Raw genomic sequence first — 24,242 nt, 5'->3', positions numbered from 1 at the left:
GGCCCGGCGGTGCGGATGCAGAAGGGTTAGCCTTCTTCTTTTTTCATGCCCGCAAGGCGGATCATGCCGTCAGGATAGGGGGTGAAACCGGTGATGTCGGAATCCAGCGCCCAGATCCATGTCTGGTGGTAGAGGTACACGATCGGCATCTCTTCGTTCAGGATCGCGCGGGCAGCGGTATAGCTCTCGCGGCGCACGTCTTGGTCGTTGGACTTGCGCGCCTTGTCGAGCAGCTCATCCACTTCCGGGTTCGAGAACTTGGAGTCGTTGATCCCGCCTTCGGTGGTCATGAACTGGTGGATGTTGCCATCGGGGTCTACACGGCCCGACCACCCGATCTGGCTTGCCTGATAGTCACCCGCCGATTGATCGGCCAGCAGCGTCGCGAATTCCTTGGAAGTGATCGAGATGTTGATCCCCGCCTCGCCTGCCATGGACTGTACGACCTGCATCAGTTGCAGCGGGATCGTGGTGTTGGGCACCTGCACCTCAAGGTCGATGCCATCCGCAAAGCCCGCTTCGGCCAGCAGTTCCTTGGCCTTTTCCACGTCACGCTCAGGCACGGGATAGTCGGTGCTGTACCAAGGCGAGTTTGGCGGGAAGGGCTGGTTGCCCGCGGCGAAGGCACCATTAAAGACGACCTGATTGATCGCCTCGCGGTCGATCGCATAGCTCAGCGCCTGACGCAGACGTTTGTCGTTGCCCCAAGGGTTGTCGCCCTTTTCGCCATTGGCCACGTTGATCGTGATGCCTTGATAGCCGAGCGACACGGCGCTTTCGACATTGATGCTGTCGTCACCTTCGGCCTGCGCGAGGTCGGTCGCGGCCAGACGCTCCAGCATGTCGATGTCACCCGATTGCAGGTTCGCCAGACGCACGGTGGTGTCGGGGATCGGCAGATAGGTGACGGTGTCGAAGTGGTATTCCTCGGCATCGTAATAGTCGGCGAATTTCTCAAGCACGATGCGGTCTTGGGCCACGCGCTCTTTGAACTGGTAGGGGCCGGAGCAGACCGGGTTCAGGCCAAAGTCATCGCCCGCGGCCTTAGCAGCGGTGGGGGAGACCATCATGCCTGCGCGGTCGGCGAATTGCGCCATCAGCGTGGCATCGGCATCGGCCAGATCAAAGCGGATCTCATGGCTGCCCAGCACTTCGACGCCGGTGATGGAGGAAAGCTCGGACTTGCGGCGCGAAGTCTCCATGTTCTGGCTGCGGTCGATGTTGGCGGCCACGGCCTCGGCATCAAAGGGCGTTCCATCGTGGAAGACCGCATCGTCGCGCAGTTTCATGGTCAGCTGTTTGCCGTCTTCGGAAAAAGACCATTCGGTTGCGAGCTGCGGGATGATTTCGAGGTCGGGTGTGATGTCCACCAGCTTGTCGCAGAGCGACGCGTAGACGATGCGGCCCACGAAGGTGCGCGACTGGTCGGGGTCCAGCACATCGGCATCGGATTGCAGCGCGATGCGCAGGTCAGCCGCCTGCGCGCCGAGGGTTGTGGCCCCCAGCAATGCAGCGGCAAGTGTCATTTTGGTCAGTGTCATGTCGAACTCTCCTGTCGTTTCAATGAGTCTGGTTCAGCCTGTTATTCTTGGTTTTGGCGGGGGCGGAGCGTGGTCCGGTCCCGCATGGCGTCTTGGTAAAGCGCAAAGCGCGCAGCAGCGCCGGGGGCGCGTTCGGGTGCATCGGCAAGGCCGAGGTCCGGCGTGGCGGCGGCGATCTCTTCGAAGTAGTGGCAGGCGGCGACATGGCCCTCGCTTGCGCGGGTCTCCCGCAGAGAGGGCGGCTCGCTCGCGCAGCGTTCTTTGGCAAAGGGGCAGCGGGTGTGGAAGCGGCAGCCTGCGGGCGGGTTCGCCGGGCTGGGCATCTCACCCTCAAGCGCGGTCTGCGGCGTGCGCGCGCCATGGGCGGCCACCGGAATGGCCGACAAGAGCGCGCGGGTATAGGGGTGGCGCGGATGGTTATAGACCGTGTCGACATCGCCCTGTTCGACGATTTGCCCCAGATACATCACCGCCACGCGGTCGCTCATATGGCGGATCACGGCGAGGTCATGGGCAATGATGACCAATGTGAGCCCCAATTCATCGCGCAGATCGCCAAGCAGGTTGATCACCTGCGCCTGCACCGAGACGTCGAGGGCTGAGACCGGCTCATCCCCGATCACCAGTTTCGGGGCCGAGGCCAGTCCCCGCGCGATCCCGATCCGCTGACGTTGACCGCCTGAGAATTCATGCGGGTAGCGTTCGGCATGTTCGGGGCGCAGCCCGACCTTGGCCAGCAGTTCGGCCACTTTGCCGCGCCGCTCGGTGGCGGACATCTGGGGGAAATGGGTCTCAAGCGGCTCACCGACCAGCTTGCCGACGCTCATGCGCGGGTTGAGCGATGAAAAGGGGTCTTGAAAGATGAACTGCATGTCCCGGCGCAGGGCGGTCAGATCGCGCCCCGAAAGGCTGCGCACATCCGCGCCGTCGAACTGCACATCGCCCTCAGTCGGGGTCAGCAAGCGCATCAGGAGCCGCGCGAGGGTCGATTTGCCGCAACCGGATTCGCCGACGATGGCAAAGGTCTCCCCCCGGCGCACGTCAAAGGAAACGTCATCGACCGCCTTGACTGTAGCCCCTTTGGCCAATCCGCCGCCCGAGGTTTTGAAATGTTTCTTCAGCCCGCGCGCTGTCAGGATCGTGTCACTCATGCGCTCTGCTCCAGATGTGTCTCCAGCGGGGCGAAATGGCAGGCCACGGCATGGCCCCCCTCCAGCGGTGCAAGCGGCGGCTCCTGCGCGCAGATGGGCTGGACGAAGGGGCAGCGCGTGGCAAAACGGCAGCCTTGGGGCATGTTCTGCGTTGTCGGCACCATGCCCGGCACGGTCGCCAAGCGTCCGCGCGGACCGCTGAGCTGCGGGATCGAGGACATGAGGCCGATCGTGTAGGGATGCTGTGGGTCGTTAAAGATGCGTTCCGCAGGGCCGGTTTCGACGATCGTGCCCGCGTACATGACGGCGACGGTATCCGCGATTTCGGCCACCACGCCAAGGTCATGGGTGATCATGATCGTGCCCATATCGGTCTCGGCCTGAAGGTCGCGGATCAATTCGAGGATCTGCGCTTGAATGGTCACGTCGAGGGCGGTCGTCGGTTCATCCGCGATTAAAAGCGCGGGGTCGTTGACCAAGGCCATGGCGATCATCACCCGCTGGCGCATGCCGCCGGAAAGTTGATGCGGGTAGTCGCGCATCCGCTTCTCCGCCGCCGGAATGCCGACCCGCTTGAGGATCGCCAGTGCCTTGTCCTCGGCCTCGGATTTGCTGGCATCGCTATGCGCGCGCACGGCTTCGGTGATCTGCTCGCCAATGCGGAAGGCGGGGTTGAGCGAGGTCATCGGCTCTTGGAAAATCATCGTCATCCGACTGCCGCGCAGTTTACGCATGGCGGTATGGTCGGCAAGGTCGAGCTTCTGACCTTCGAAAACCATTTCGCCCGAGCGGATTGTCGCCGCACCGGCCGGCAGCAGCCCCATCATCGCCAGCGAGGTCACGCTTTTCCCGCAGCCGCTTTCCCCGACGACACAGAGTGTCTTGCCCGGGTGGACCGTGAAATTCACATGGTTGATTTGGTCGCTCGGCGCGCCGCGAAAGCGCAGGCTGAAGTCACGCACTTCGAGCAAAACCTTGTCGGGACCGGTGTCGGGGCTGGGCAATGGACCGCTTTCTTGAACCAATATCAGATTGGTCGAGTATGCGGTTGCAGCTTTCGCGCTGTCAATCCGGGGATTACAGTTTTTGAAAAAGCCTCTCTGGGTCAGTCTTTTGATGGGAATTGTGCCTGATATATCGGCGGTGATGCCTGATTATTAGGCGATCTGTTGCGGCGGTTGGGTGGGCGGTTGGCGCGGGGTGGCGTTTGGGGAGAGTGCGGAAGGTATTTGAGAAAGGATGAAATGAAGGGGGTGGCGCGCTCTAGGGGCGATAGCGCTATTGTAGGGCGGGGGATTTGTTGCTTTATCGAGGGGGAGCCATGAACATCGAAAGGGCGGCATCCCCGCATGACCAGCAAACCTAAAACGGCGGAACGCAAGCGCGGGTCCGGGGCGCAATTTGTCTATTCCATCCTGCGCGATGAGATACTCGATCTGACCCTCTTGCCGGGTAGTCCGATTGACGAGATTCGTCTTTCCGAGCGGCTGTCGATGTCGCGCACGCCGATCCGCGAGGCATTGGTGCGGTTGGCGAGCGAGGGGTTGGTGACCACGCTGCCCAACCGTTCGACGGTCGTGTCGAATATCGACTTCATGAACCTGCACACCTTCTTTGACGCGATGACCTTGATGTACCGTGTCACCACGCGTCTTGCGGCGCAGTTTCATACGCCGGCGGATATGGCCAATATTCGCGCGCGGCAGGTGGAGTTCGCCAAGGCCGTGTCGGCGCAGGACGCGCTGTCGATGATCGCCACGAACCGGGAGTTCCATGCCGAGATCGCCCGTGCGGGGCGCAACCCCTATTACGAATCGCTTTGTCTGCGGCTGTTGGATGAGGGGCGCCGGTTGCTGCGGATGTATTACCAGTCCTTCGACGATCAGCTTCCCAGCGAGTATGTGCAAGAGCATGAGGATCTAATCGCGGCCATCGAGGCGCGCGACATTGCCTTGGCAGATTCTTTGGCCGCGACCCATGCGGATCAGATCGTGCGGCAGATTCAGGCGCTGATTTCACGAGACCGGCGGCAGCATATCGACCTTTAACCATAGGTAAATGCGCCTTTAACGGGCCGTCCTAGGGGCCGTGCAGATTTTATGTCGACAAATAAAATACAATAGCTAAGATGCGGCTAAGCCCGGCGGTATCGCGGCCGGTTTCTATGATGGAGAGATATATGACCCCTTCGATTTTTTCCGGCTGCATCCCGGCCCTGATGACCCCCTGCACTGAAGACCGGAAACCCGACTTCGACGCTTTGGTGCGCATGGGCAAAAAGCTCATCGCCGATGGTATGAGCGCGGTGGTCTACTGTGGGTCCATGGGCGATTGGCCGCTGCTGACCGATGCAGAGCGGATGGAAGGCGTCGAACGTCTGGTCGAAGCGGGCGTGCCGGTAGTTGTGGGCACGGGGGCCGTGAATACGAAGCTGGCCGCCGAACATGCGGCCCATGCGCAGAAGGTCGGCGCCAAGGGGCTGATGTTGATCCCCCGTATCCTGTCGCGCGGCACATCGGTCGCCGCGCAGAAGGATCACTTCAAAAAGGTTCTCTCAGCGGCGCCTGAGCTTCCTGCCGTCATCTACAACAGCCCGTATTACGGTTTTGCCACCCGGGCTGATCTCTTCTTTGCGCTGCGGGCCGAGCATTCCAACCTCGTTGGTTTCAAGGAGTTCGGCGGCGCGGATGATCTGCGCTATGCGGCGGAGAATATCACCAGCCGGGATGATGAGGTCACGCTGATGATCGGTGTGGATACCACCGTTTTCCACGGTTTTGTCAATTGCGGCGCCACCGGCGCGATCACCGGGATCGGCAATGTGCTGCCGCGCGAAGTGTTGCATCTGGTCGCCCTCAGCCAAGCCGCGGCGGCGGGCGATGCCGAAGCACGTCAGCGGGCGCAGGAGCTTGATGCGGCCCTTGGTGTTCTGTCCTCCTTCGATGAGGGGCCGGACCTCGTGCTTTATTATAAGCATCTGATGGTCCTCGAAGGCCATGCGGAATATGCGTTGCATTTTAATGAGACCGACGCGCTGACCGACAGCCAGCGCGGCTATGCCGAGGCGCAGTATAAGCTTTTCCGCACATGGTATGCCGGTTGGAGCCAGCAGGGCGGGGCGGTCGCTAAATACGCCGCCTAAACCCCTTAGCCACCTCTCCCCGGCCGGGCAGGCCCGTCGCATTTGCGGCGGGCCTTTTGCGTTCCGGGCAAGCCTTTCGAAGAAGATAATTGCAAACGCATATAAATGTGACTAGCATCTTTGCAGGGACAACGCATCGGGAGTGGGTGCGCCATTTGAGGGAGATTAATTGAAATGAGTGCTACGGATTTAATGCGCGATTTCGGCGCGATGCTGGCTTCGGGCGGGGTCGAGGTCGTGGATTGCTCAGGCGTTTTGGGGCCGGATACGCCGATCCTGCAACTGCCTGCCGATTTCGCCAAGCCGACGCCGAAGGTCGAGATTCACAAGATCAGCGAATATGACGAAGACGGCCCCTTCTTTGCTTGGAACTGGATGGTGCTGGGTGAGCATTCGGGCACGCATTTCGACGCGCCGCATCATTGGATCACCGGTAAGGATTACGACGACGGCTTTACCGATACGCTCGACGTGCAGCGTTTGGTTGCGCCGGTCAATGTGATCGACTGTTCGCAGCAATCTCAAGAAGACCCCGACTTTCTGCTCGACGCTAAGGGCATCAAGGAGTGGGAAGCGGAGTATGGCGAGATCGGCGAGGGCGAATGGGTTGTCATGCGCACCGATTGGGACGCGCGCGTCGATGACGAGGCGCGGTTCCTCAACGCGGATGAGACCGGCCCCCACAGCCCCGGTCCGACCCCGGATGCCATCGAATATCTGATGGACAAGAAGATCGTTGGCTGGGGCACCCAGTGCATCGGCACCGATGCGGGGCAAGCGGGCGGGATGGAGCCGCCCTATCCGGCGCATAACCTGCTGCATAAGAACAACTGTTTCGGTCTGGCGTCACTGGCCAACCTCGACAAACTGCCGCCGAAGGGGGCGATCCTGATCGCCGCGCCGTTGAAGATCAAGAACGGCACCGGCAGCCCCATTCGGGCGCTGGCACTGGTGCCGAAGGGCTGATCGGTGACAGATACACCACCTTCCAAGGCCGAGAACGCGCCGCTGGATCGGATGGGGCTTGATAACTTCGCGCCCTATCTGATGAACCGGATCATGGGGCGGTACAATGCCGCCCTGTCGGCGGAGATGGCGGCACTCGGCCTGACCACGCCGCAGATGCGCTCGCTCGCGGTGCTGTCGGTGACCGATGGCATCCTGATCCGCGAATTGGCTGTCTATGCGGTGGTGCAGCAATCGACGCTGAGCCGCGCGCTCGACGCGCTGGTGCGCGACGGTCTGGTCCGGCGCGAGACCGACGCCAACGACAGCCGCGCCACGCGGGTCTACTTGACCGATCAGGGGCGCGAGGCCTATGCGCGGCTCTGGCCGCATATGGCGCAGGCCTATGAGGCGATGTTCAAGGGCATCGGTACCGAGGAGAAGGCGGCCTTCGTGGCCACCTTGCAGACCATGCTGCGCAACATTCGAAAACACGATTTCTGAGAGGGTCCGATGGCCGAACGTTCGTTCAAAGCAGAGGTGGAACATCTGCGCAAGGGAGACGGCGACGTCTTCACCGGCGAGGGCATCCTTGCGATCACCAAGGCGCTCTTGGAGAACGGCGTGGGCTATGTCGGCGGCTATCAGGGCGCGCCGATCAGCCACCTGATGGACGTGCTGGCCGACGCCGAGGAGCTGATGGGCGAGTTGGGCGTGCGCTTCGAGGCCAATGCCTCCGAGGCCGCGGCGGCGGCGATGCTGGCCGCGTCCGTGCACTACCCGATCCGGGGGGCGGTGACCTTCAAGGGGCCGGTGGGGGTGAACGTGGCCTCAGACGCGCTCGCCAATCTCAGCTCGTCGGGCGTGACCGGCGGCGCGCTTGTGATCGTGGGCGAGGACTACGGCGAAGGCTCCTCGATTATGCAGGAGCGCAGCCACGGGTTCGCGATGAAATCGCAGTTCTGGATGCTCGACCCGCGTCCGAACCTGCCCTCGATCACCAAGGCAGTGAAGGACGGGTTTGAGCTTTCCGAGGCCAGCAACACGCCGGTGATGCTGATGGTGCGCATCCGGTCCTGCCATGTGACCGGGAGTTTCGAGACCCGCGACAACCAGCGCCCGCCGCTCACGGTGGCCGAGGCTGCGGCCAACCCGCAGTCGGATTTCAACCGCGTGGTGCTGCCGCCGATGTCCTACCTGCACGAGAAGGACAAGATCGAGAACCGCTGGCCGGCGGCCGAAAAGTTCATCCGCGACAACAAGCTCAACGAATTCTTCGGCCCCGAGAAGGCGCCTCTGGGCATCGTGGTGCAGGGCGGCATGTACAACAGCGTGATCCGCGCGCTGCAGCGGCTGGGGCTGGCGGACATCCACGGCCAGACCGAGGTGCCGCTTTATGTGTTGAACGTGACTTACCCGCTGCTCAAGGACGAGTTCGATGATTTCTGCGCGGGCAAAGAGCATGTGCTGGTGGTCGAGGAAGGCCAGCCGGATCATATCGAACAACAGCTTGGCTCCTACCTCTACAAGCTCGAGCGGAAGGTGAAGCTGCACGGCAAGGACGTGCTGCCGATGGCCGGGGAATACACCGGGCAGGTGCTGCTCGACGGGGTAACGGCCTTTCTCAAGATCGCCGCCCCCGAGATGCTGCCCGGCGCGGTACGTGCTCCCAATGCCGAAGCGCCCGCGATCCCGGACCTGTCGCAGACCGTGCCGATCCGCCCGCCCGGGTTCTGCACCGGCTGTCCCGAACGCCCGATCTTCGCCGCGATGAAACTGACCGAGCAGGAGTTGGGCAAACATCAGATCACCGGCGACATCGGCTGCCACCTCTTCGGCTGCCTGCCGCCCTTCGAGATCGGCGGCTCGACCATGGGCTATGGCCTTGGCCCCGCCTCCAACGCGGCCTTTGACGGCGGCGGCGACAAGCGGGTGATCTCGATTCTGGGCGACGGGGGCTTCTGGCACAATGGTCTGTCGACCTCGATCGGCAACATGGTGTTCAACAAGTCCGACAGCGTCGCGGTGATCGTAGACAATTACTATTCCGCCGCCACCGGCGGGCAGGACGTGATGTCGTCGCGCGCGCATAACGACACGAAAAGCACCAACAACCCGATCTCCAAGGCGCTGAAGGGCGTGGGCGTGGAATGGGTGCGACAGATCGACCGGACCTATGACGTGGGCAAGCTGCGCGAGGTGCTGCGCGAGGCACTGACCACCGATTACAAGGGGCCGAAGGTGATCGTGGCCTCTTCAGAATGCATGCTCAACAAGCAGCGCCGTGAGAAGCCGAAACGCAATCAGGCAATCAAGGAAGGCCGCCGCATGGAGGTGCCGCGCTTTGGCGTCGATGCGGATGTCTGCACCGGCGATCACGCCTGTATCCGCCTCTCGGGCTGCCCGTCGCTGTCGCTGAAACGGCTCGACGATCCGCTGCGCGATGACCCGGTGGCGCATATCGACCAGACCTGCGTCGGCTGCGGCAACTGCGGCGAAGTGGCGGATACCGCCGTCCTCTGCCCGTCCTTCTATCAGGCCGACGTGGTGCACAACCCGACGAAGTTCGAGCGTTGGCGGGCCGAGAAGACCGGCCAAATCATTCGCTGGTTGCAAGACCGACGCGATGCGAAACGACTGCGCAACGAAGGAGTGGCCACATGAACATGGTGCTGCCGCAAAAGACCCCCGATGCGCGGGTCGAGAAGATCATCAAGCTTGCCGTCATGGCCGTGGGCGGGCAGGGCGGCGGCGTGCTCACCGGCTGGATCGAGGCGATGGCCCGGGCCGAGGGCTATGTCTGTCAGGCGACCTCGGTCGCCGGCGTGGCGCAGCGTACCGGGGCCACCATCTACTACGTCGAGATGGCGCCCAAGGGCGCGCTCGACCCGGTTTTCGCGCTTGCCCCGGCGGCGGGCGACGTGGACGTGCTGATTGCCGCCGAGATGATGGAAGTGGGCCGCGCCGTGATGCGCGGTTTCGTGACGCCGGACCGGACGACGCTGATCGGCTCGACCCACCGCGCGCTGGCGGTGAGCGAGAAGATGGCGCCGGGCGACGGCATTGCCGATGCCGATGAGGTCCGCGCGGCGGCCGAGATCGCGGCGCAGAAACTGGTGCTCGAAGATATGGAAGGGCTGGCCGTCGGCGCGGGCTCGGTCATCTCGGCCTCGCTCTTCGGCGCGCTTGCAGGCTCCGGCGCGCTGCCGTTCCCGCGTGAGGCCTATGAGAATGCGATCCGTGCCGGCGGCAAGGGGGTCGAACCCTCGCTGCGCGCCTTCGCTGTGGGCTTTGACGCGGCACAGGGCAAGCTGCCCGAATCACCGCAGGCGCCCGAGGAAGAGATCAAACCGTTCAGCCTTGTCGGGCCGGAGAAGTTGCAGGCCGAATGGGCCGCGCTGGTGGACCGGGCCGACCGTCTGCCTGAGCCGGTGCGTGACCTCGCGCTCGCCGGGCTCGCCAAGGTGGTGAACTTTCAAGACTGCGCCTATGGCGCGCTCTATCTCGACCGGCTCGATACCGTGTTGGCCCGCGATGACGCCGCGCAGGGCTGGGCGCTCTCGGCGGCGGCGGCGAAATACATCGCCAATGCCATGGCCTATGACGACATCATTCGCGTGGCGGACCTCAAGACCCGCGCCCCGCGTCTGTCGCACATCCGTCAAGAGATGCGCGCGGGCGACGAGAACCTGCTGCAACTGACCGAGTACTTCCACCCCCGCGCGGAAGAGATCGCAGGGCTCATGCCCGCGCGGCTCGGCGCCAAGGTGGAGGCGAGCGAGACGTGGATGGCCCGGCTGAACCGCTGGTTCGACAAGGGCCGCCGGTTGCGTACCGACCGGCTGCCCGCCTTCCTGATGTTGCATTTCCTCGGCGGCCTGAAGGGCTACCGGCTGCGCACCCATCGCCATGCCCTTGAGGTCGCGCATCTGGAGGACTGGCTCAGCCGCTGCCTTGCGGAGGTGGAGAGTGACTACGCCCTCGCCGTGGAACTGGTGAAATGCCGCCGCCTGATCAAGGGCTACTCCGACACCCATGCGCGGGGTCTGGGCAAGTTCGACCGCGTGATGGATGCCGCCGACCTGCTGCGCGGGCGCGACGACGCGGCGGAGTGGATCGCGCGGCTGCGCGAGGCGGCGTTGCAGGATGCGGAAGGCAAGGCGCTCGACGGGGCCATCGCCACGGTGCGCTCCTTCGTCTGAGGTGCCCGCTTTTTAAGCGGTCGCAGGGCCGAACACGCACCGAGCGGCCCCGGTCGCCTGCATCCCAGTTGACCATGGGCCAGCACCGCGCCTAGCTGGGCGCAGTCACAGGGGACCGCCGCCATGGAACTATCGCATCTCATTGCCTTCAACATCGCGCTCATCGCGTCAATCCTCAGCCCCGGCCCGGCCTTTCTGATCGCGCTGAAAACAACGCTGAGTTCGGGGCGGCAGGTGGGCGTTGCCGTGGGGGCTGGCCTCGGCCTTGTGGCGTCGTTCTGGACCCTCGCCGCGCTCTTGGGGTTGGAGGCTGTCTTCCTCGCCTTCCCATGGGCCTATGCCATCGTGAAAACCGTGGGCGCGGCCTATCTTCTCTATGTGGCCTACGGCATGTGGCGCGGGGCGCGGGCACCGGTGACCAGCACGGTGACACCCGCCCGCCATGCCTTCCGGCAGGGGCTGATGATCAACATCCTGAACCCGAAATCGGTGCTTTTCGCCGCCGCGGTGCTGGTCGTCATCTTCCCCGAGGGGATGCGGCTGAGCGAGAACCTCTTGATCGTCGCCAATCACCTGATCATCGAACTGGCCTTCTACACCGCATTGGCCTTCGGCATGAGCCGCCCCGCCGTCAGCCAAGGCTACCTGCGCGCGAAGGTCTATTTCGACCGCATTGCCTCGGCTGTGCTGGGGCTTTTGGGGCTGCGGCTGCTGCTTGCGCGTTAAAGCTCGGCCTCCCACCGGCGCGACAGGCGCATGGCGCCGTTGATGATGCCCACCATGGAGTAGGTCTGCGGGAAGTTGCCCCAGCCCTCACCAGTGGCAAAGGCAGTGTCTTCGGACATCAGGCCAAGGTGGTTGCGGGCCTCCAGCAACTCTTCGAACAGTTTGCGTGCTTCCTCTTCGCGGCCAATCCGTGCCAGCGCGTCGATGCGCCAGAAGGCGCAGACGTTAAAGCCCACCTCCGGCACACCGAAATCGTCGGCCTCTTCGTAACGCAGCATGAAGGGGCCGCGGCCCAGCACTTCGGATAGACGTTCGACCGTGGCGATGAATCGCGGGTCTTTCGGCGGCAGAAAGCCGACCTCGCCCATCAGCAAAACGCTCGCGTCGAGGGTGCTGCCGCCAAAGCTTTCGACAAAGGCGCCGCGTTCCTCGGACCATGCGTTGTCGAGGATCTTGTCGCGGATCACCTCGGCCCGCTCGGCCCAAAGAGCGGCGCGCTCGTCCAAGTCCAGATGCCGCGCAATTTTGGCCAGACGGTCGCAGGCGGCCCAGCACATCAGGGACGACGAGGTGTGAATCCGCGCGCGGCTGCGCAATTCCCAAATGCCCGCATCGGGCTGGTCGTGCAGCTCCCACGCCTGTTCGCCGAGGGGCTCCAACTGCTCATAGGCGGTGCGCCCTGTGTTCATCGGCAGCCGGTGATCGAAAAACGCCGGAGCGGCGCCGAGGATGATATTGCCATAGGTGTCATGCTGGAAATGCTCATGCGCCTGATTGCCGATCCGCACCGGCCCCATGCCACGGAACCCCTGTAGACTGGGCGAGATACGTTCGGTCAGCGCCGTCTCTAGCCCCAGCCCCAGCACCGGCTGGATATGCCCGCCCTCGGCATCGGCCACAGCGTTCATCAGCCATTGGAAATAATGCTCCAACGTGCGGGTGGCGGCGAGGCTGTTGAGGGCGCGCACGGTGAAAAACGCATCGCGCACCCAGCAATAGCGGTAATCCCAGTTGCGCCCCGAATCCGGCGCCTCAGGCAGGGAGGTGGTGATCGCGGCGATCACCCCGCCCGTGGCCTCGTAGCTACACAGTTTCAACGTGATCGCGGCGCGGATGACGGCCTCCTGCCACTCGAAAGGGATCGCCAAACGCTGCGTCCAGCGCTGCCAATAGCGGGTCGTCTTGGTGCGAAAGGTGGTGCCGATCTGCTCAGGGCTGTCCGACAGGGTCTCATCGGGGCCGAGGATGAAGGTCATCTCACCTTCGAGGTTGATCATCCGCCCGTCGAGCACATGGTCAATCGGCGCGTCGGTGGTCAGGCGCATGTTCTGCTCTGGCCCGACGAAACGCACATGGTTCGAGCCGCGGGTGAGGGTTGGGGCGACCTCCCCCCATTGAAAGCGTGGTTTGAGATGCATCCGTACACGGGGTGACCCTTCAGTGCGCCGCACCTGCCGCACCAGCATCTGAGGGCGGAAACTGCGGCCATAGGCCGTGAAGCGGGGGCAGAAATCGACAATCTCGACCGCGCCTTTGGGGCTGCGCAGGATGGTGCGCAGGATCGCGGTATTGGGCAAGTAGCTCTGCTCGCTCTCGGTCATATCTTCGAGTTCGACGGCAAATTCCCCGTCGCCCTCTTCGCCCGCGCCATGGCCCATCAGGCTGTGAAAGACCGGATCGCCGTCGAAACGCGGCAGGCAGAACCAGTTGATCGCCCCTTCGCGGCTGACCAGCGCCGCAACCGCGCAATTCCCGATGACACCCAGATCCATAAGTCCCTCTTTTCTATTCATGATGCGACTGCCGGGCGGGCCGGATCAGCGCAAAATCTCTTCCAGCCAATCGGCAAAACCGGCCACGTCTTCGATGCGATGTTGGGCCTCGGTCGGCCCTTGGCCGATCTTGATGCCAAAGCCACCCATGGCCTGCGCCGCGCGAAAGCCGTCTTCGTCCGTCACGTCATCGCCGACCATCACGGGCAGACGGTCTGCGAAGGCGGGGGAGGCCATGAACCGCGCCACCGCGCCGCCCTTGTCGACACCTTTCAAGGCGACCTCGCTGACCATCTTGCCATGCAAACCGCGCAGGCTGGAGTCTTCGCCGATCAGCGTATCGACGAAGCCGCGACAGGCGTCTTCTTGCTCCGGGGCCTTGCGGTAATGCAGCGCGATCGCGCCGGGCTTGCGCTCGGATGTTACCCCATGCAGTACGGCGAATTCCTCGACCCGGTCGATGACCGGGGTGGGGATGCCCGCGCTCTGCTCCGGCGCGTGATCTTCAGCGGTGCTGAGCCGCAGCTCCAGCCCATGCGATCCTGAGACCGGCAGGCGCAGCGCGCCCAAGATACGGTCCACATCCGCCATGGCCCGGCCAGAGATCACCGCCACCGCCCCATCGGTCTTTGCGACGAGACGGGTCAGAAGATGGCGCGTCGCCTCCGGCAGACAGGCGTCTTCGGGGTTGTCGACAATGGGGGCGAGCGTGCCGTCGAGATCAAGGAAGAACGCATGGCGCTCGACCGGGATCACGGGCGGCAGATTGCGGGGCGACAGGGCGGTATCCATAGGGTCCGGTCTATCCGTTTCGTTGCACGGGCGTTCCCCCAGAAACCTATGCGCCAGCGCAGCGAAATCAACGGATTTATGCTGCAACTGCGCAGAGATGCGCGATGTGCGCCGCGGGAACCCAGCCGATGCGCCCGCGTTGATCAAAACGGGGGCAGGCCCCAGGCGCCACCCCGCCTATCGCAATCGGAAGCCCAGATGACCGCACCGTCGACGCTCAGGTACTACCCCGACAGCAAACCCGGCATCGCTCGGCGGCGCTGCGGGCGGGGGTTTTCCTATCACGCGCCCGATGGCCGCTGCATCAAGGACAAGGCCGAGCGGGCGCGGCTGGTGAAACTGGCGGTGCCCCCGGCCTATGAGCGGGTCTGGATCAGCCCCTATGACAATGGGCACCTTCAGGCGACCGGCTTCGATGCGCGGGGCCGCAAGCAATACCGTTACCATCCGCTCTGGTCCGAGGCGCAGGCGCAGGAGAAATACGCAAGTCTGCCCGAGTTTGCCGAGACTCTGCCGCGCATCCGCCGCCGCGTGCGCCGTGATCTCAAGGAGGAGTTGGGCGAACGTGATTTTGCGCTGGCCGCCGCCGTGGCGATGATCGACCGGCTGTCGCTGCGCGTTGGCAATCACGTCTATGCCGAAACCAACCGCACCTATGGCACGCTGACCCTGAAACGGCGGCATCTGGTCCTGCGCGACGGCAAGTTGCAGGCGTCCTTCATGGCGAAGGGCGGCAAACGGGTTCGCCGCCAGATCGCCAACCGCACCCTAATGCGCGCGCTTGAGAAAATTCGCGACCTGCCCGGCGCGGACCTGCTGACATGGCTCGACGAAGAGGGGCAGCCGCGCAGTCTGACCTCCACCGCGCTGAACGACTACATTGCCGAGGCCGCTGGCACCGAAGGCTTCTCGGCCAAGACCTTTCGCACTTGGGCCGGGTCCGTCGCCGCCTTCGACGTTGCGCTGAAGGAGGACAAGCCCAGCATCAAAGCCATGGCCGAAGCCGCCGCCGAACGGTTGCACAACACGCCCACCATCGCGCGTAACAGCTATATCCATCCGCAGGTGATCGAACTTTCCCAGACCCCGCAAGACTTGCCGGACCCGCCCGATATCGACGATATGACCCAAGCCGAACGGGGGCTGCTGGCCTTTCTGCGCGCGAAGACGTGAACTTGAACTGACAATTCGGGTGAACTTTCACCGCGCTCACGCATTGTTAACATGAGTAGCGCTATCGCCCGACGTTAGAAGGACTAGAATTTCATGAGCGATACAGGTCGGCCAACCCTCAGCGGCGTCCTAGATGAGATGGAGCATCTTTCCGGCGGCGCGGATCGGCAAATCACCGTGGAAGAGATCATCGATTGTCTGGGCAAACATTCTTTTGCCTCAACCATCCTCGCTTTCAGCCTGATCTCAACCTCGCCGGCCAGCGGCATTCCGGGGATCACGGCTTTCATCGGTTTGGTGGTGCTGTTTCTGGTGGTGCAGATGATCTTTGGCCGCGACAGCCTCTGGCTGCCCGGTTTCGTCATGCGCCGCGACATCGCGGCAAAAAAACTCCGCGAGGGGGTGCGGTGGCTGCGCCGCCCGGTGGATTTCGTGGACCGCTATCTGCACGAGCGCTCGACCTTCATCCTGCACCGCCCGTGGATTTACCTGCCCCTGTTCATGGTGATGGCCCTGTCGATGTTTATGCCCTTCATGGAGGTCGTGCCCACCTCCGGCTCCATCGCGTCGGCGATGATCGCCGTCTTCGCGGCGGGCTATCTGATGCGCGACGGGCGGGTGGTCATCCTGTCGATGATCCTGATGTCGCTGCTGCCTGTGGGGGTCGCGTGGTTCTTTCTTGGGCGCTGAGAAAATAATTCCCGCCCTTGGCCATGCTGCACCTGCAAAAGATTTGACCAAAGGCGCTCAAGCTGGGAACCTTTACCGACCTAAACCATTAAACCGTTAGTGGTGGTCGGCGTTCCGCCTAATCAGGCTCGGCGACCGAAAATGATTGTTCCCGAGGCATAAAATGGCTGGCAGATTAATTGTAATCTCAAATCGCATCCCATCGGAGGCCGCCCCTTCCGGTGGGCTGGTCTATGCGCTGCATGAAACCCTGCGCAAGATCGGCGGCATCTGGATCGGGTCGCACCCCGAAACCACGGATACCCCCGCCAACAGTCTCAGCGAATATGGCGATCAGGGCAATTACACCCGGCTGAGCTTTAGCCTAACCCCCGAAGATTACAAGAATTTCTACCTCGGCTTCTCGAACTCCGTGCTTTGGCCTGTTTGTCACCGCCGCGGCGATCTGGTCAAGCTCGACCGCGGGTTCGAGCGGGGCTATTGCGCCGTCAACGCCCGCCTTGCCCGGCAGGTGATGGAGGTGGCCGAGCCCGACGATATGATCTGGGTTCACGACTATCATTTCTTCCCTCTCGCTACAGAGCTGCGCAAGCTGGGTTTCACCGGCAAGATCGGGTTTTTCCTGCATATTCCCTTTCCCGCCTTGGGCGATATGGGCGCCCTCCCGCGGGAGGCCAATCTGGCGCATTGGCTGGCGGATTATGACCTCGTAGGCCTGCAAACCCGCGCCGACGTGGCCCGCTGTCTTGAGATGTTCCGGGCCGAGACCGATTCCGAATTCCTGATGGATGGCACGATCAAATGCGGCTCCCGCGCGGTGGCGCTGCGGTCTTTCCCCATCGGCATCGACGTGGAGACCTTTGTGCAGGCCGCGCAGGGCGGCAGCGCGCAGGACCGTTTGGCCGACGATATGGCGGGTGACATCGTGATCGGCGTCGACCGGCTCGATTACTCCAAAGGTCTGCCCAACCGCTTCCGCGCCTTTGGCCGCTATCTCGAAACCCGGGATGAGCGGGAACGCCGGGTAAGCATGGTCCAAATCGCCCCGCCCAGCCGAGAGGAAGTCGCCGCCTATCGCGAGTTACGCTACGAGTTGGAAGAGCTTGTCGGTCGCGTGAACGGGGAGCATGGAGAGATCGACTGGACCCCGCTGCGCTATATCCACCGCAACCTTGATCGCAACCTTTTGGCCCGCCTCTATCGCCGGGCGCGGGTCGGGATCGTGACGCCCTTCGCCGATGGGATGAACCTTGTGGCCAAGGAATATGTCGCCGCGCAAGACCCCGAAGACCCCGGCGTGCTGATCCTGTCGCATATGGCCGGCGCTGCCGAGGACCTTGCGGATGCGATTCAGGTCAACCCCTATGACATCGAAGACATGAGCGAGGCCCTCAAGACCGCGCTCGCCTTGCCGCTGGAAGAGCGCAAGCGCCGCCATGCAAGCTGCATGGCGCAGGTGCGGGCCACGGATGTGAACCTTTGGAGCCAGCATTTCGTCGACGCTTTGAAAGCCTGCAAGCCGACGCTCGTGGTCAAGCCCCGGGCGCGGGAATGGACAGACGCCTAGCGGCGGGGGTCACTCTTCCGGCGCATAGACCACTGCAGTCTCCCAACCGTTGCATTTCTCGGCGAGGCCCGCAGGCAGCGACAGATCGGTAAAGAACATATCCACCTCCCGCGCCGAGGCGATGCGCGCGGGGGCAGAGCGTTTGAATTTGGAATGATCGGTCACCAAAAAAGTCTTGCGCGACTGCGCGATGATACATTGGCTGACGCCCACTTCTTCGATGTCGAAGTCGAGCAGATCACCATCCGCATCCATGGCCGAACAGCCGATCACCGCGATGTCGAATTTGAACTGGCGGATCGTCTCGATCGTCAAGTTTCCGACCAGACCGCCGTCCATCCGGCGCAGTGCGCCGCCGGTCAGCACGATGCGGCATTCGGGGTTGTCGACCAGAATATTGGCCACGTTCATGTTGTTCGTTACCACCATCAGATCGCGGTGGTGAAGCAGGGCGCGGGCCACTGCCTCGGTACTGGTCCCGATATTTAGAAAGACCGAACAGCCGTCGGGGATATGTTCGGCGCAGGCGCGGGCGATGCGATTCTTGGCCTCTTCATGCAGATTGCGCCGCTCGGCATAGCCGATGTTGCTGGCCCCCGAGGGCAGCACCGCACCGCCATGGACCCGCTCAAGCTTACCGCTGTCGGCCAGTTCCGTAAGGTCACGGCGGATGGTCTGATGGGTCACGCCGAAATGTTCGGCCAGCCCATCGACGGTGACTTTGCCTTCGCGCCGGGCGATTTCAAGGATGTCGGGATGGCGGAATGTCTGTGAAATGGGCGTCGCTCCTGCCTGCTGTTGGCGCATTATCTCCAGTGTTTTGGCTAACGCAAGCAATCGCGCAGCAAGACACGTTTAACATGTTCGCTATGCTGGTGAAACGAACATAAACGAAAATAATTCTTGTGCAGATGAGAGTCGTTTCGTAACACTGCCCCAAATTGGACAGTCTGAGCTGGGGGAGGGCCGGATCGTGAACCAACAGCCCGATAGCCATATGGCCGCTGCCCCGGTCGATCTATTCGTCATCGGTGGTGGTATTAACGGCGCCGGGATCGCGCGCGACGCTGCAGGCCGGGGTCTGAGCGTGACCTTGGCCGAGATGAACGATCTCGCCTCGGCGACCTCTTCCGCTTCGACCAAGCTTTTCCACGGCGGGCTGCGTTACCTTGAGTATTTTGAGATCGGCCTTGTGCGCCATGCGTTGACCGAGCGCGAGGTGCTGCTGAAGGCGATGCCGCATATCTCTTGGCCGATGCGTTTCGTGCTGCCCTATCACCGCGACATGCGGTTCGAGGGCGACACGCCGACCTCTAAGCTGCTGCGGTTGTTCATGCCGTGGATGCGGGGCCGCCGCCCGGCGTGGCTGATCCGGTTGGGCCTGTTCCTCTATGACAATCTCGGCGGGCGAAAAATCCTGCCCGCCACACGCAGCCTTTCTTTGCGCGGTACGCCCGAAGGGGCGCCGCTGGAGGATCGGTTCGAGAAGGCTTTTGAATACTCCGATTGCTGGATCGAAGACTCGCGCCTTGTGGTGCTGAACGCCCGCGACGCCGAACTGCGCGGCGCGCGCATCATGACCCGGACCAAAGTCGTCTCTGCCGACCGCAGCGCCGATGGCTGGGCGGTCACGGTAGAGCATGGCGCGGATGGCCGGCGCGAGGTGATCCACGCCAAGATGCTGGTCAACGCGGGTGGCCCGTGGGTCGGCGACATCATCCATAACACCGCGCGGCTGAACTCCTCCGAAGGGGTGCGGCTGGTGCGCGGCAGCCATATCGTGACCAAGCGGCTCTACGATCACGACAAATGCTATTTCTTCCAAGGCACCGATGGGCGGATCATCTTCACGATCCCCTATGAGCAGGATTTCACCCTGATCGGCACCACCGACGCGGATCACCCCGATCCGTCCGTCACCCCGGAATGCACGCCCGAAGAGCAGGACTACCTGATCGACTTCGTGAACGGCTATCTCAAGCAGGACATCACCCGCAAAGATATCGTCTGGACCTATTCCGGGGTGCGCCCGCTTTATGACGACGGGGCCAGCAGCGCCACGGCGGCGACGCGGGATTATACGCTCAAGGTCGACAAAACCGGCGGCGCGCCGATCCTCAATGTCTTTGGCGGCAAGATCACGACCTACCGCAAGCTGGCCGAAGACGCGCTGGAGTTGATCGCGCCGCATTTCGACGGGCTGTCGAGCCATTGGACCGCGGGCGTTGCCCTGCCTGGCGGTGATTTCCCGGTGGACGGCGTGGCGCAGTTGATCGCGCGGCTGAAAGCGGATTATGACTTTCTGGATGAAAGCTGGGCAGCACGGCTGATCCGGGCCTATGGTACGGATGCTTGGGCGATGGCGGGCGAGGCCAAGACTCTGGCGGATATGGGCGAGCATTTCGGGGCCACGCTCACCGCGCGCGAGGTCGCTTGGCTGATGAACAAGGAATATGCCCTCAGCGCAGAGGACGTCGTCTGGCGCCGCAGCAAGCTGGGCCTGCGAATGGACGAGACGCAGATCGCGCGTCTTGATGAATGGATGCAGATGCGCGCGGCGAAACAAGCCGCCTCTGCGGCGGAATGAGGGGAGGTCGAACGTGAGTTTGATCCTGAAGAACGTGTCGAAGACGGTAGGCGGCCAAACGCATATCTACCCGACCGACCTGACCTTGGAAAAAGGCACGATGAACGTGCTTTTGGGGCCTACATCCTCGGGCAAGACGTCGCTGATGCGGCTGATGGCGGGGCTCGATGTGCCGGGCACGGGGCAGGTGATCTGGAACGGCGAAGACGTGACCGGCATGCGGGTGCAGGACCGCAAGGTCGCCATGGTCTATCAGCAGTTCATCAACTACCCCTCGATGACGGTTTACGACAACATCGCCTCTCCGATGAAGCTGGTGGGCAAGTCGAAGGATGAGATCGACCGCGCCGTCCGCGAAACCGCTGAATTGATGCAGCTAACCCCGATGCTTGACCGCAAACCGCTGGAGCTTTCGGGCGGCCAGCAGCAGCGCTGCGCCTTGGCGCGGGCGCTGGTCAAGAATGCCGGGCTGGTGCTCTTGGATGAGCCGCTGGCCAACCTCGACTACAAGCTGCGCGAAGAGCTTCGCGCCGAAATTCCGCGTATCTTTGAACGGGCCGGGTCGATCTTTGTCTATGCCACGACCGAGCCGGAAGAAGCGCTGCTTCTGGGCGGCAATACCGCGACACTCTGGGAAGGCCGCGTTACGCAATTCGGCCCGACGCCGAGTGTCTACCGCCGGCCCGAGAATGCGACCACGGCGCGGGTGTTCTCTGACCCGCCGATGAACTTCCTCAGCATGACCAAATTGGGCGATACGCTGCGGTTCGACGGCGGTGAGATGGCGGCGCCCGCAACGATGGCGAGCTTGCGCGACGGCGAATATACCGCCGGTTTCCGCCCCAACCACCTCACGCTAAGCGCGCAGGCGCCCGAGGCCATCGGCTTTGACGCCGTGCTGAACGTGACCGAGATCACGGGGTCGGAGACCTTTATCCACCTCGATTACCACGGTGCGAAATGGGTCGGTCTGGTGCATGGCATCCAGCATTTGCAGCCCGGCCAGCCGCTGCCGGTCTATCTAGACCCGGCGCATATCTACCTGTTTGACGCGAACGGGGCGCTCGTCTCGGCCGCGCCCTATGCGGAGGCGGCATAATGGCCAAGATCACGCTTGATAACCTCGCCCATTCCTATCTGCCCAATCCCAGCGGTGAGGATGATTTCGCCCTCAAGGAATTGAACCACGACTGGATCGACGGCGAAGCCTATGCGCTTTTGGGCGCCTCGGGCTGTGGCAAATCCACTCTGCTCAACATCATCTCGGGGCTTTTGCAGCCTTCGCAGGGGCGCATCCTGTTCAACGACGTAGACGTCACCCATGCGCCGACAGCCGAGCGCAACATCGCGCAGGTTTTCCAGTTCCCGGTCGTTTACGACACGATGACCGTGCATGACAATCTGGCCTTCCCGCTGCGCAACCGTGGCGCGGATGCCTCTTATGTCGCGTCCCGGGTCCAGCAGATCGCCAAGATGATCGGCATGGAGGATAAGCTGAACCGCAAGGCGCGGGGCCTCACAGCAGATGCCAAACAGAAGATTTCGCTGGGCCGCGGCATGGTGCGCGAGGACGTGAACGCGCTCTTGTTCGACGAGCCGCTCACGGTGATCGACCCCCATATGAAGTGGGAACTGCGCACGCAGCTCAAATCGCTGCATCACGAATTCGGCCACACGATGATTTACGTCACCCACGACCAGACCGAGGCGCTGACCTTCGCCGATAAGGTGGTGGTGATGTATGATGGCCGCGTGGTGCAAATCGGCACGCCGCAGGAGCTTTTCGAGCGGCCTGCCCATACTTTCGTGGGCTATTTCATTGGCTCGCCGGGGATGAACCTCTTTGACGCGCAGATCGCGGGCAATGCGGCGCAGGTCGCGGGCACGAGCGTCAATTTGAACAAGACCTACGCCCCCAAGGGCCAGAAAACGCAACTGGGCGTCCGGCCCGAATTCGTTAGGATCAATGGCGAAGGTCTGGGCCTTCCGGCCAAGGTGACCCGTGTCGAGGATGTGGGCCGTCACAAGATTATCCGTCTCGACGTGGCAGGCCAGCAGGTCAGCGCCATCGCTGAGGAGGGCGCGACAGTGCCGACCGAAAACACCGCGATCAGTTTCGATCCGGCGGGCATCAACGTCTATGACGACGACTGGCGCATCAGCGCAGAGGGAGAGGCCGCATGAACAAGACCGTCAACCAAAAGGCATGGTTCCTTGTCCTGCCGGTGCTGATCCTCGTGGCCTTCTCGGCCGTGATCCCGCTGATGACCGTGGTCAACTACTCTGTGCAAGACACCTTTGGCCGGAACGAATTCTTCTGGGCCGGGCTCGAGTGGTTTTCCGACATGCTCGACAGCGACCGGATGTGGGACGCGCTTGGCCGTCAGTTGATCTTCTCGGGGGTCATTCTGGCGATCGAGATTCCGCTTGGCATTTTCGTCGCGCTGAACATGCCCAAGAACGGGTTCTGGGCCAGCTTCTGCCTTGTCCTCATGTCCCTGCCGCTGCTGATCCCGTGGAACGTGGTCGGCACCATCTGGCAGATCTTTGGTCGCGTCGACATTGGGCTTCTGGGCTATACGCTCGACAAGCTGGGCATCACCTATAACTACACTCAAGACATCACCTCGGCGTGGATCACGGTTGTGGTCATGGATGTCTGGCACTGGACCTCTCTCGTGGCGCTCTTGGCCTATGCCGGTCTGCAATCCATTCCGGACGCCTACTATCAGGCGGCCAAGATCGACCAAGCCAGCCGTTGGGCCGTGTTCCGCTACATCGAACTGCCCAAGATGGCGGGCGTGCTGATGATCGCCATTCTGCTGCGCTTCATGGACAGCTTCATGATCTATACCGAGCCATTCGTCGTGACGGGTGGCGGGCCGGGCAATGCCACGACCTTCCTCTCCATCGACTTGGTGAAAATGGCCATCGGCCAGTTTGACCTCGGCCCCGCAGCGGCGTTCAGCCTGATGTATTTCCTCGTGATCCTGTTGATTTCGTGGGTGTTCTACACCGTGATGGTCAACCTCGACAAAAGGGATGGTGTGTGATGACCGACACAACCGTGCAAGCCCCCGGCGCCGCGCCCATTCCGGGCGACGTGACCACCGCCAAACGCGCCCGACGCGGCCGCTTCCGGCCCAAAGGGTCTGTGGTGGTGATGACGCTCTACCTGCTGTTCCTGATGCTGCCGATCTATTGGCTCATTAATATGAGCCTGAAAACCAACGCCGAAATCCTCGGGTCCTTCTCGCTCTATCCGCGGGACCTGACGCTGGCGAACTATGCCAAGATCCTCACCGATCCGAGCTGGTACATGGGCTATGTGAACAGCCTGATCTATGTGGTGATGAACACGGTGATCTCGCTCGCCGTGGCGCTGCCGGCGGCCTATGCTTTCTCGCGCTACACGTTTCTGGGCGACAAACACCTGTTCTTCTGGCTGCTGACGAACCGCATGTCGCCGCCCGCCGTTTTCGCGCTGCCGTTCTTTCAGCTCTATTCTTCGGTCAACCTCTTTGACACGCATATCGCCGTGGCGCTGGCACACTGCCTGTTCAACGTGCCGCTCGCGGTTTGGATCCTCGAAGGTTTCATGCGCGGCGTGCCGAAAGAAATCGACGAGACGGCCTACCTCGACGGCTATTCCTTCCCGCGTTTCTTCATCCGCATCTTCACCCCGCTGATTGCCAGCGGCATCGGGGTCGCGGCCTTCTTCTGCTTCATGTTCTCATGGGTGGAACTGCTGCTGTCGCGCACGCTGACCTCGGTCGATGCCAAACCCATCGCCGCTACCATGACCCGTACCGTCTCCGCTTCTGGCCTCGACTGGGGGGTCTTGGCCGCGGCGGGTGTGCTGACCATCGTGCCGGGTGCGCTGGTAATCTATTTCGTCCGCAACTACATCGCCAAGGGCTTTGCCCTCGGGCGGGTATAAGAGAGGAGACCGCC

At 62.6% G+C, this 24,242-nt stretch carries 21 protein-coding genes; 15 read left to right on the top strand and 6 right to left on the bottom strand.

Annotation, left to right across the window (positions count from 1 at the left end; all coding sequences use genetic code 11):
* Positions 1–26 precede the first annotated feature (26 nt).
* The 3 genes from ACGYLO_RS19795 to ACGYLO_RS19785 are packed head-to-tail and all read right to left on the bottom strand — an operon-like array spanning position 27 to position 3,696.
* A complete protein-coding gene (locus ACGYLO_RS19795) occupies positions 27–1,541 on the bottom strand; it encodes an ABC transporter substrate-binding protein (protein ID WP_271690251.1) in 1,515 nt (504 codons plus the stop codon).
* Positions 1,542–1,582: 41 nt separating this feature from the next.
* Positions 1,583–2,692 (bottom strand): ABC transporter ATP-binding protein, encoded by a 1,110-nt coding sequence (locus ACGYLO_RS19790; RefSeq protein WP_271690250.1) that lies wholly within the window; start codon positions 2,690–2,692, stop codon positions 1,583–1,585.
* Positions 2,689–3,696, bottom strand: coding sequence for an ABC transporter ATP-binding protein (locus ACGYLO_RS19785; RefSeq protein WP_271690249.1), 1,008 nt, complete (start codon positions 3,694–3,696; stop codon positions 2,689–2,691). Before ACGYLO_RS19785 ends, ACGYLO_RS19790 begins: the two co-directional genes overlap by 4 nt.
* A 345-nt stretch (positions 3,697–4,041) precedes the next feature.
* Between ACGYLO_RS19785 and ACGYLO_RS19780 the strand changes: the two genes are divergently transcribed.
* From ACGYLO_RS19780 to ACGYLO_RS19750, 7 genes are all read left to right on the top strand, one after another.
* Positions 4,042–4,740 (top strand): GntR family transcriptional regulator, encoded by a 699-nt coding sequence (locus tag ACGYLO_RS19780; protein ID WP_271690248.1) that lies wholly within the window; start codon positions 4,042–4,044, stop codon positions 4,738–4,740.
* Positions 4,741–4,871: 131 nt separating this feature from the next.
* The gene (locus ACGYLO_RS19775) at positions 4,872–5,834 is read left to right on the top strand and encodes a dihydrodipicolinate synthase family protein (protein WP_271690247.1); all 963 of its coding nucleotides are present in this window, start codon (positions 4,872–4,874) and stop codon (positions 5,832–5,834) included.
* Between the two features lie 174 nt (positions 5,835–6,008).
* Complete coding sequence (locus tag ACGYLO_RS19770) at positions 6,009–6,800, top strand: cyclase family protein (protein ID WP_271690246.1); 792 nt, start codon at positions 6,009–6,011, stop codon at positions 6,798–6,800.
* A 3-nt stretch (positions 6,801–6,803) separates the two neighbouring features.
* Positions 6,804–7,283: a MarR family winged helix-turn-helix transcriptional regulator gene (locus tag ACGYLO_RS19765; RefSeq protein WP_276154480.1), complete on the top strand. Its 480-nt coding sequence runs from the start codon at positions 6,804–6,806 to the stop codon at positions 7,281–7,283.
* A gap of 9 nt (positions 7,284–7,292) precedes the next feature.
* Positions 7,293–9,443, top strand: a complete 2,151-nt coding sequence (locus ACGYLO_RS19760; protein WP_271690245.1) for an indolepyruvate ferredoxin oxidoreductase subunit alpha — start codon at positions 7,293–7,295, stop codon at positions 9,441–9,443.
* Positions 9,440–10,981 (top strand): indolepyruvate oxidoreductase subunit beta family protein, encoded by a 1,542-nt coding sequence (locus ACGYLO_RS19755; RefSeq protein ID WP_271690244.1) that lies wholly within the window; start codon positions 9,440–9,442, stop codon positions 10,979–10,981. Before ACGYLO_RS19760 ends, ACGYLO_RS19755 begins: the two co-directional genes overlap by 4 nt.
* Before the next feature lie 123 nt (positions 10,982–11,104).
* Entirely contained in the window at positions 11,105–11,707 is a 603-nt protein-coding gene (locus tag ACGYLO_RS19750; protein ID WP_271690243.1) for a LysE family translocator, read from the top strand.
* On the opposite strand, the gene ACGYLO_RS19745 is transcribed toward ACGYLO_RS19750, so the two are convergent.
* Together ACGYLO_RS19745 and otsB are read right to left on the bottom strand one after the other, a co-directional pair.
* Complete coding sequence (locus ACGYLO_RS19745; RefSeq protein ID WP_271690242.1) at positions 11,704–13,479, bottom strand: glycoside hydrolase family 15 protein; 1,776 nt, start codon at positions 13,477–13,479, stop codon at positions 11,704–11,706. The genes ACGYLO_RS19750 and ACGYLO_RS19745 overlap by 4 nt on opposite strands.
* Positions 13,480–13,524: 45 nt before the next feature.
* On the bottom strand, positions 13,525–14,271 hold the full coding sequence (otsB, locus tag ACGYLO_RS19740) for a trehalose-phosphatase (RefSeq protein WP_271690241.1): 747 nt from the start codon (positions 14,269–14,271) through the stop codon (positions 13,525–13,527).
* A gap of 198 nt (positions 14,272–14,469) precedes the next feature.
* Here otsB and ACGYLO_RS19735 point away from each other — a divergent pair, with 198 nt between their 5' ends.
* From ACGYLO_RS19735 to ACGYLO_RS19725, 3 genes are all read left to right on the top strand, one after another.
* Positions 14,470–15,444 (top strand): DNA topoisomerase IB, encoded by a 975-nt coding sequence (locus tag ACGYLO_RS19735; RefSeq protein ID WP_271690240.1) that lies wholly within the window; start codon positions 14,470–14,472, stop codon positions 15,442–15,444.
* Positions 15,445–15,537: 93 nt separating this feature from the next.
* The gene (locus ACGYLO_RS19730; protein WP_271690239.1) at positions 15,538–16,134 is read left to right on the top strand and encodes an exopolysaccharide biosynthesis protein; all 597 of its coding nucleotides are present in this window, start codon (positions 15,538–15,540) and stop codon (positions 16,132–16,134) included.
* A 163-nt stretch (positions 16,135–16,297) separates the two neighbouring features.
* The gene (locus ACGYLO_RS19725; protein ID WP_271690238.1) at positions 16,298–17,701 is read left to right on the top strand and encodes a trehalose-6-phosphate synthase; all 1,404 of its coding nucleotides are present in this window, start codon (positions 16,298–16,300) and stop codon (positions 17,699–17,701) included.
* Between the two features lie 9 nt (positions 17,702–17,710).
* On the opposite strand, the gene ACGYLO_RS19720 is transcribed toward ACGYLO_RS19725, so the two are convergent.
* Complete coding sequence (locus tag ACGYLO_RS19720; RefSeq protein ID WP_271690349.1) at positions 17,711–18,478, bottom strand: DeoR/GlpR family DNA-binding transcription regulator; 768 nt, start codon at positions 18,476–18,478, stop codon at positions 17,711–17,713.
* A 220-nt stretch (positions 18,479–18,698) separates the two neighbouring features.
* On the opposite strand from ACGYLO_RS19720, the gene glpD reads away from it, so the two are divergent.
* From glpD to ACGYLO_RS19695, 5 genes are read left to right on the top strand one after another with little or no spacing between them, the layout of a single operon-like run.
* Complete coding sequence (gene glpD, locus ACGYLO_RS19715) at positions 18,699–20,288, top strand: glycerol-3-phosphate dehydrogenase (protein WP_271690348.1); 1,590 nt, start codon at positions 18,699–18,701, stop codon at positions 20,286–20,288.
* A 13-nt stretch (positions 20,289–20,301) separates the two neighbouring features.
* A complete protein-coding gene (locus ACGYLO_RS19710) occupies positions 20,302–21,387 on the top strand; it encodes an ABC transporter ATP-binding protein (protein ID WP_271690237.1) in 1,086 nt (361 codons plus the stop codon).
* Positions 21,387–22,472 (top strand): ABC transporter ATP-binding protein, encoded by a 1,086-nt coding sequence (locus ACGYLO_RS19705; RefSeq protein ID WP_271690236.1) that lies wholly within the window; start codon positions 21,387–21,389, stop codon positions 22,470–22,472. Before ACGYLO_RS19710 ends, ACGYLO_RS19705 begins: the two co-directional genes overlap by 1 nt.
* A complete protein-coding gene (locus ACGYLO_RS19700; protein WP_067268460.1) occupies positions 22,469–23,341 on the top strand; it encodes a carbohydrate ABC transporter permease in 873 nt (290 codons plus the stop codon). Before ACGYLO_RS19705 ends, ACGYLO_RS19700 begins: the two co-directional genes overlap by 4 nt.
* Positions 23,341–24,228: a carbohydrate ABC transporter permease gene (locus tag ACGYLO_RS19695; protein ID WP_271690235.1), complete on the top strand. Its 888-nt coding sequence runs from the start codon at positions 23,341–23,343 to the stop codon at positions 24,226–24,228. The genes ACGYLO_RS19700 and ACGYLO_RS19695 overlap by 1 nt, the downstream gene beginning before the upstream one ends.
* Positions 24,229–24,242 lie beyond the last annotated feature (14 nt).

Origin of the sequence: Sulfitobacter sp. 1A13353 (genome assembly GCF_043557255.1) — a bacterium.
Classification (GTDB): Bacteria; Pseudomonadota; Alphaproteobacteria; order Rhodobacterales; family Rhodobacteraceae; genus Sulfitobacter; species Sulfitobacter faviae.
Note: the sequence above shows the minus strand (reverse complement) of the source record. Positions and strands in the feature narration are given on the sequence as shown.

Excerpts from the sequence above, each read along its gene's own strand:
- ACGYLO_RS19795 (WP_271690251.1), bottom strand. The coding sequence starts at position 1,541 with ATGACACTGACCAAAATGACACTTGCCGCTGCATTGCTGGGGGCCACA.
- ACGYLO_RS19790 (WP_271690250.1), bottom strand. The coding sequence starts at position 2,692 with ATGAGTGACACGATCCTGACAGCGCGCGGGCTGAAGAAACATTTCAAA.
- ACGYLO_RS19780 (WP_271690248.1), top strand. The coding sequence starts at position 4,042 with ATGACCAGCAAACCTAAAACGGCGGAACGCAAGCGCGGGTCCGGGGCG.
- ACGYLO_RS19775 (WP_271690247.1), top strand. The coding sequence starts at position 4,872 with ATGACCCCTTCGATTTTTTCCGGCTGCATCCCGGCCCTGATGACCCCC.
- ACGYLO_RS19770 (WP_271690246.1), top strand. The coding sequence starts at position 6,009 with ATGAGTGCTACGGATTTAATGCGCGATTTCGGCGCGATGCTGGCTTCG.
- ACGYLO_RS19760 (WP_271690245.1), top strand. The coding sequence starts at position 7,293 with ATGGCCGAACGTTCGTTCAAAGCAGAGGTGGAACATCTGCGCAAGGGA.
- ACGYLO_RS19755 (WP_271690244.1), top strand. The coding sequence starts at position 9,440 with ATGAACATGGTGCTGCCGCAAAAGACCCCCGATGCGCGGGTCGAGAAG.
- ACGYLO_RS19750 (WP_271690243.1), top strand. The coding sequence starts at position 11,105 with ATGGAACTATCGCATCTCATTGCCTTCAACATCGCGCTCATCGCGTCA.
- ACGYLO_RS19745 (WP_271690242.1), bottom strand. The coding sequence starts at position 13,479 with ATGGATCTGGGTGTCATCGGGAATTGCGCGGTTGCGGCGCTGGTCAGC.
- otsB (WP_271690241.1), bottom strand. The coding sequence starts at position 14,271 with ATGGATACCGCCCTGTCGCCCCGCAATCTGCCGCCCGTGATCCCGGTC.
- ACGYLO_RS19735 (WP_271690240.1), top strand. The coding sequence starts at position 14,470 with ATGACCGCACCGTCGACGCTCAGGTACTACCCCGACAGCAAACCCGGC.
- ACGYLO_RS19730 (WP_271690239.1), top strand. The coding sequence starts at position 15,538 with ATGAGCGATACAGGTCGGCCAACCCTCAGCGGCGTCCTAGATGAGATG.
- ACGYLO_RS19725 (WP_271690238.1), top strand. The coding sequence starts at position 16,298 with ATGGCTGGCAGATTAATTGTAATCTCAAATCGCATCCCATCGGAGGCC.
- glpD (WP_271690348.1), top strand. The coding sequence starts at position 18,699 with ATGGCCGCTGCCCCGGTCGATCTATTCGTCATCGGTGGTGGTATTAAC.
- ACGYLO_RS19705 (WP_271690236.1), top strand. The coding sequence starts at position 21,387 with ATGGCCAAGATCACGCTTGATAACCTCGCCCATTCCTATCTGCCCAAT.
- ACGYLO_RS19700 (WP_067268460.1), top strand. The coding sequence starts at position 22,469 with ATGAACAAGACCGTCAACCAAAAGGCATGGTTCCTTGTCCTGCCGGTG.
- ACGYLO_RS19695 (WP_271690235.1), top strand. The coding sequence starts at position 23,341 with ATGACCGACACAACCGTGCAAGCCCCCGGCGCCGCGCCCATTCCGGGC.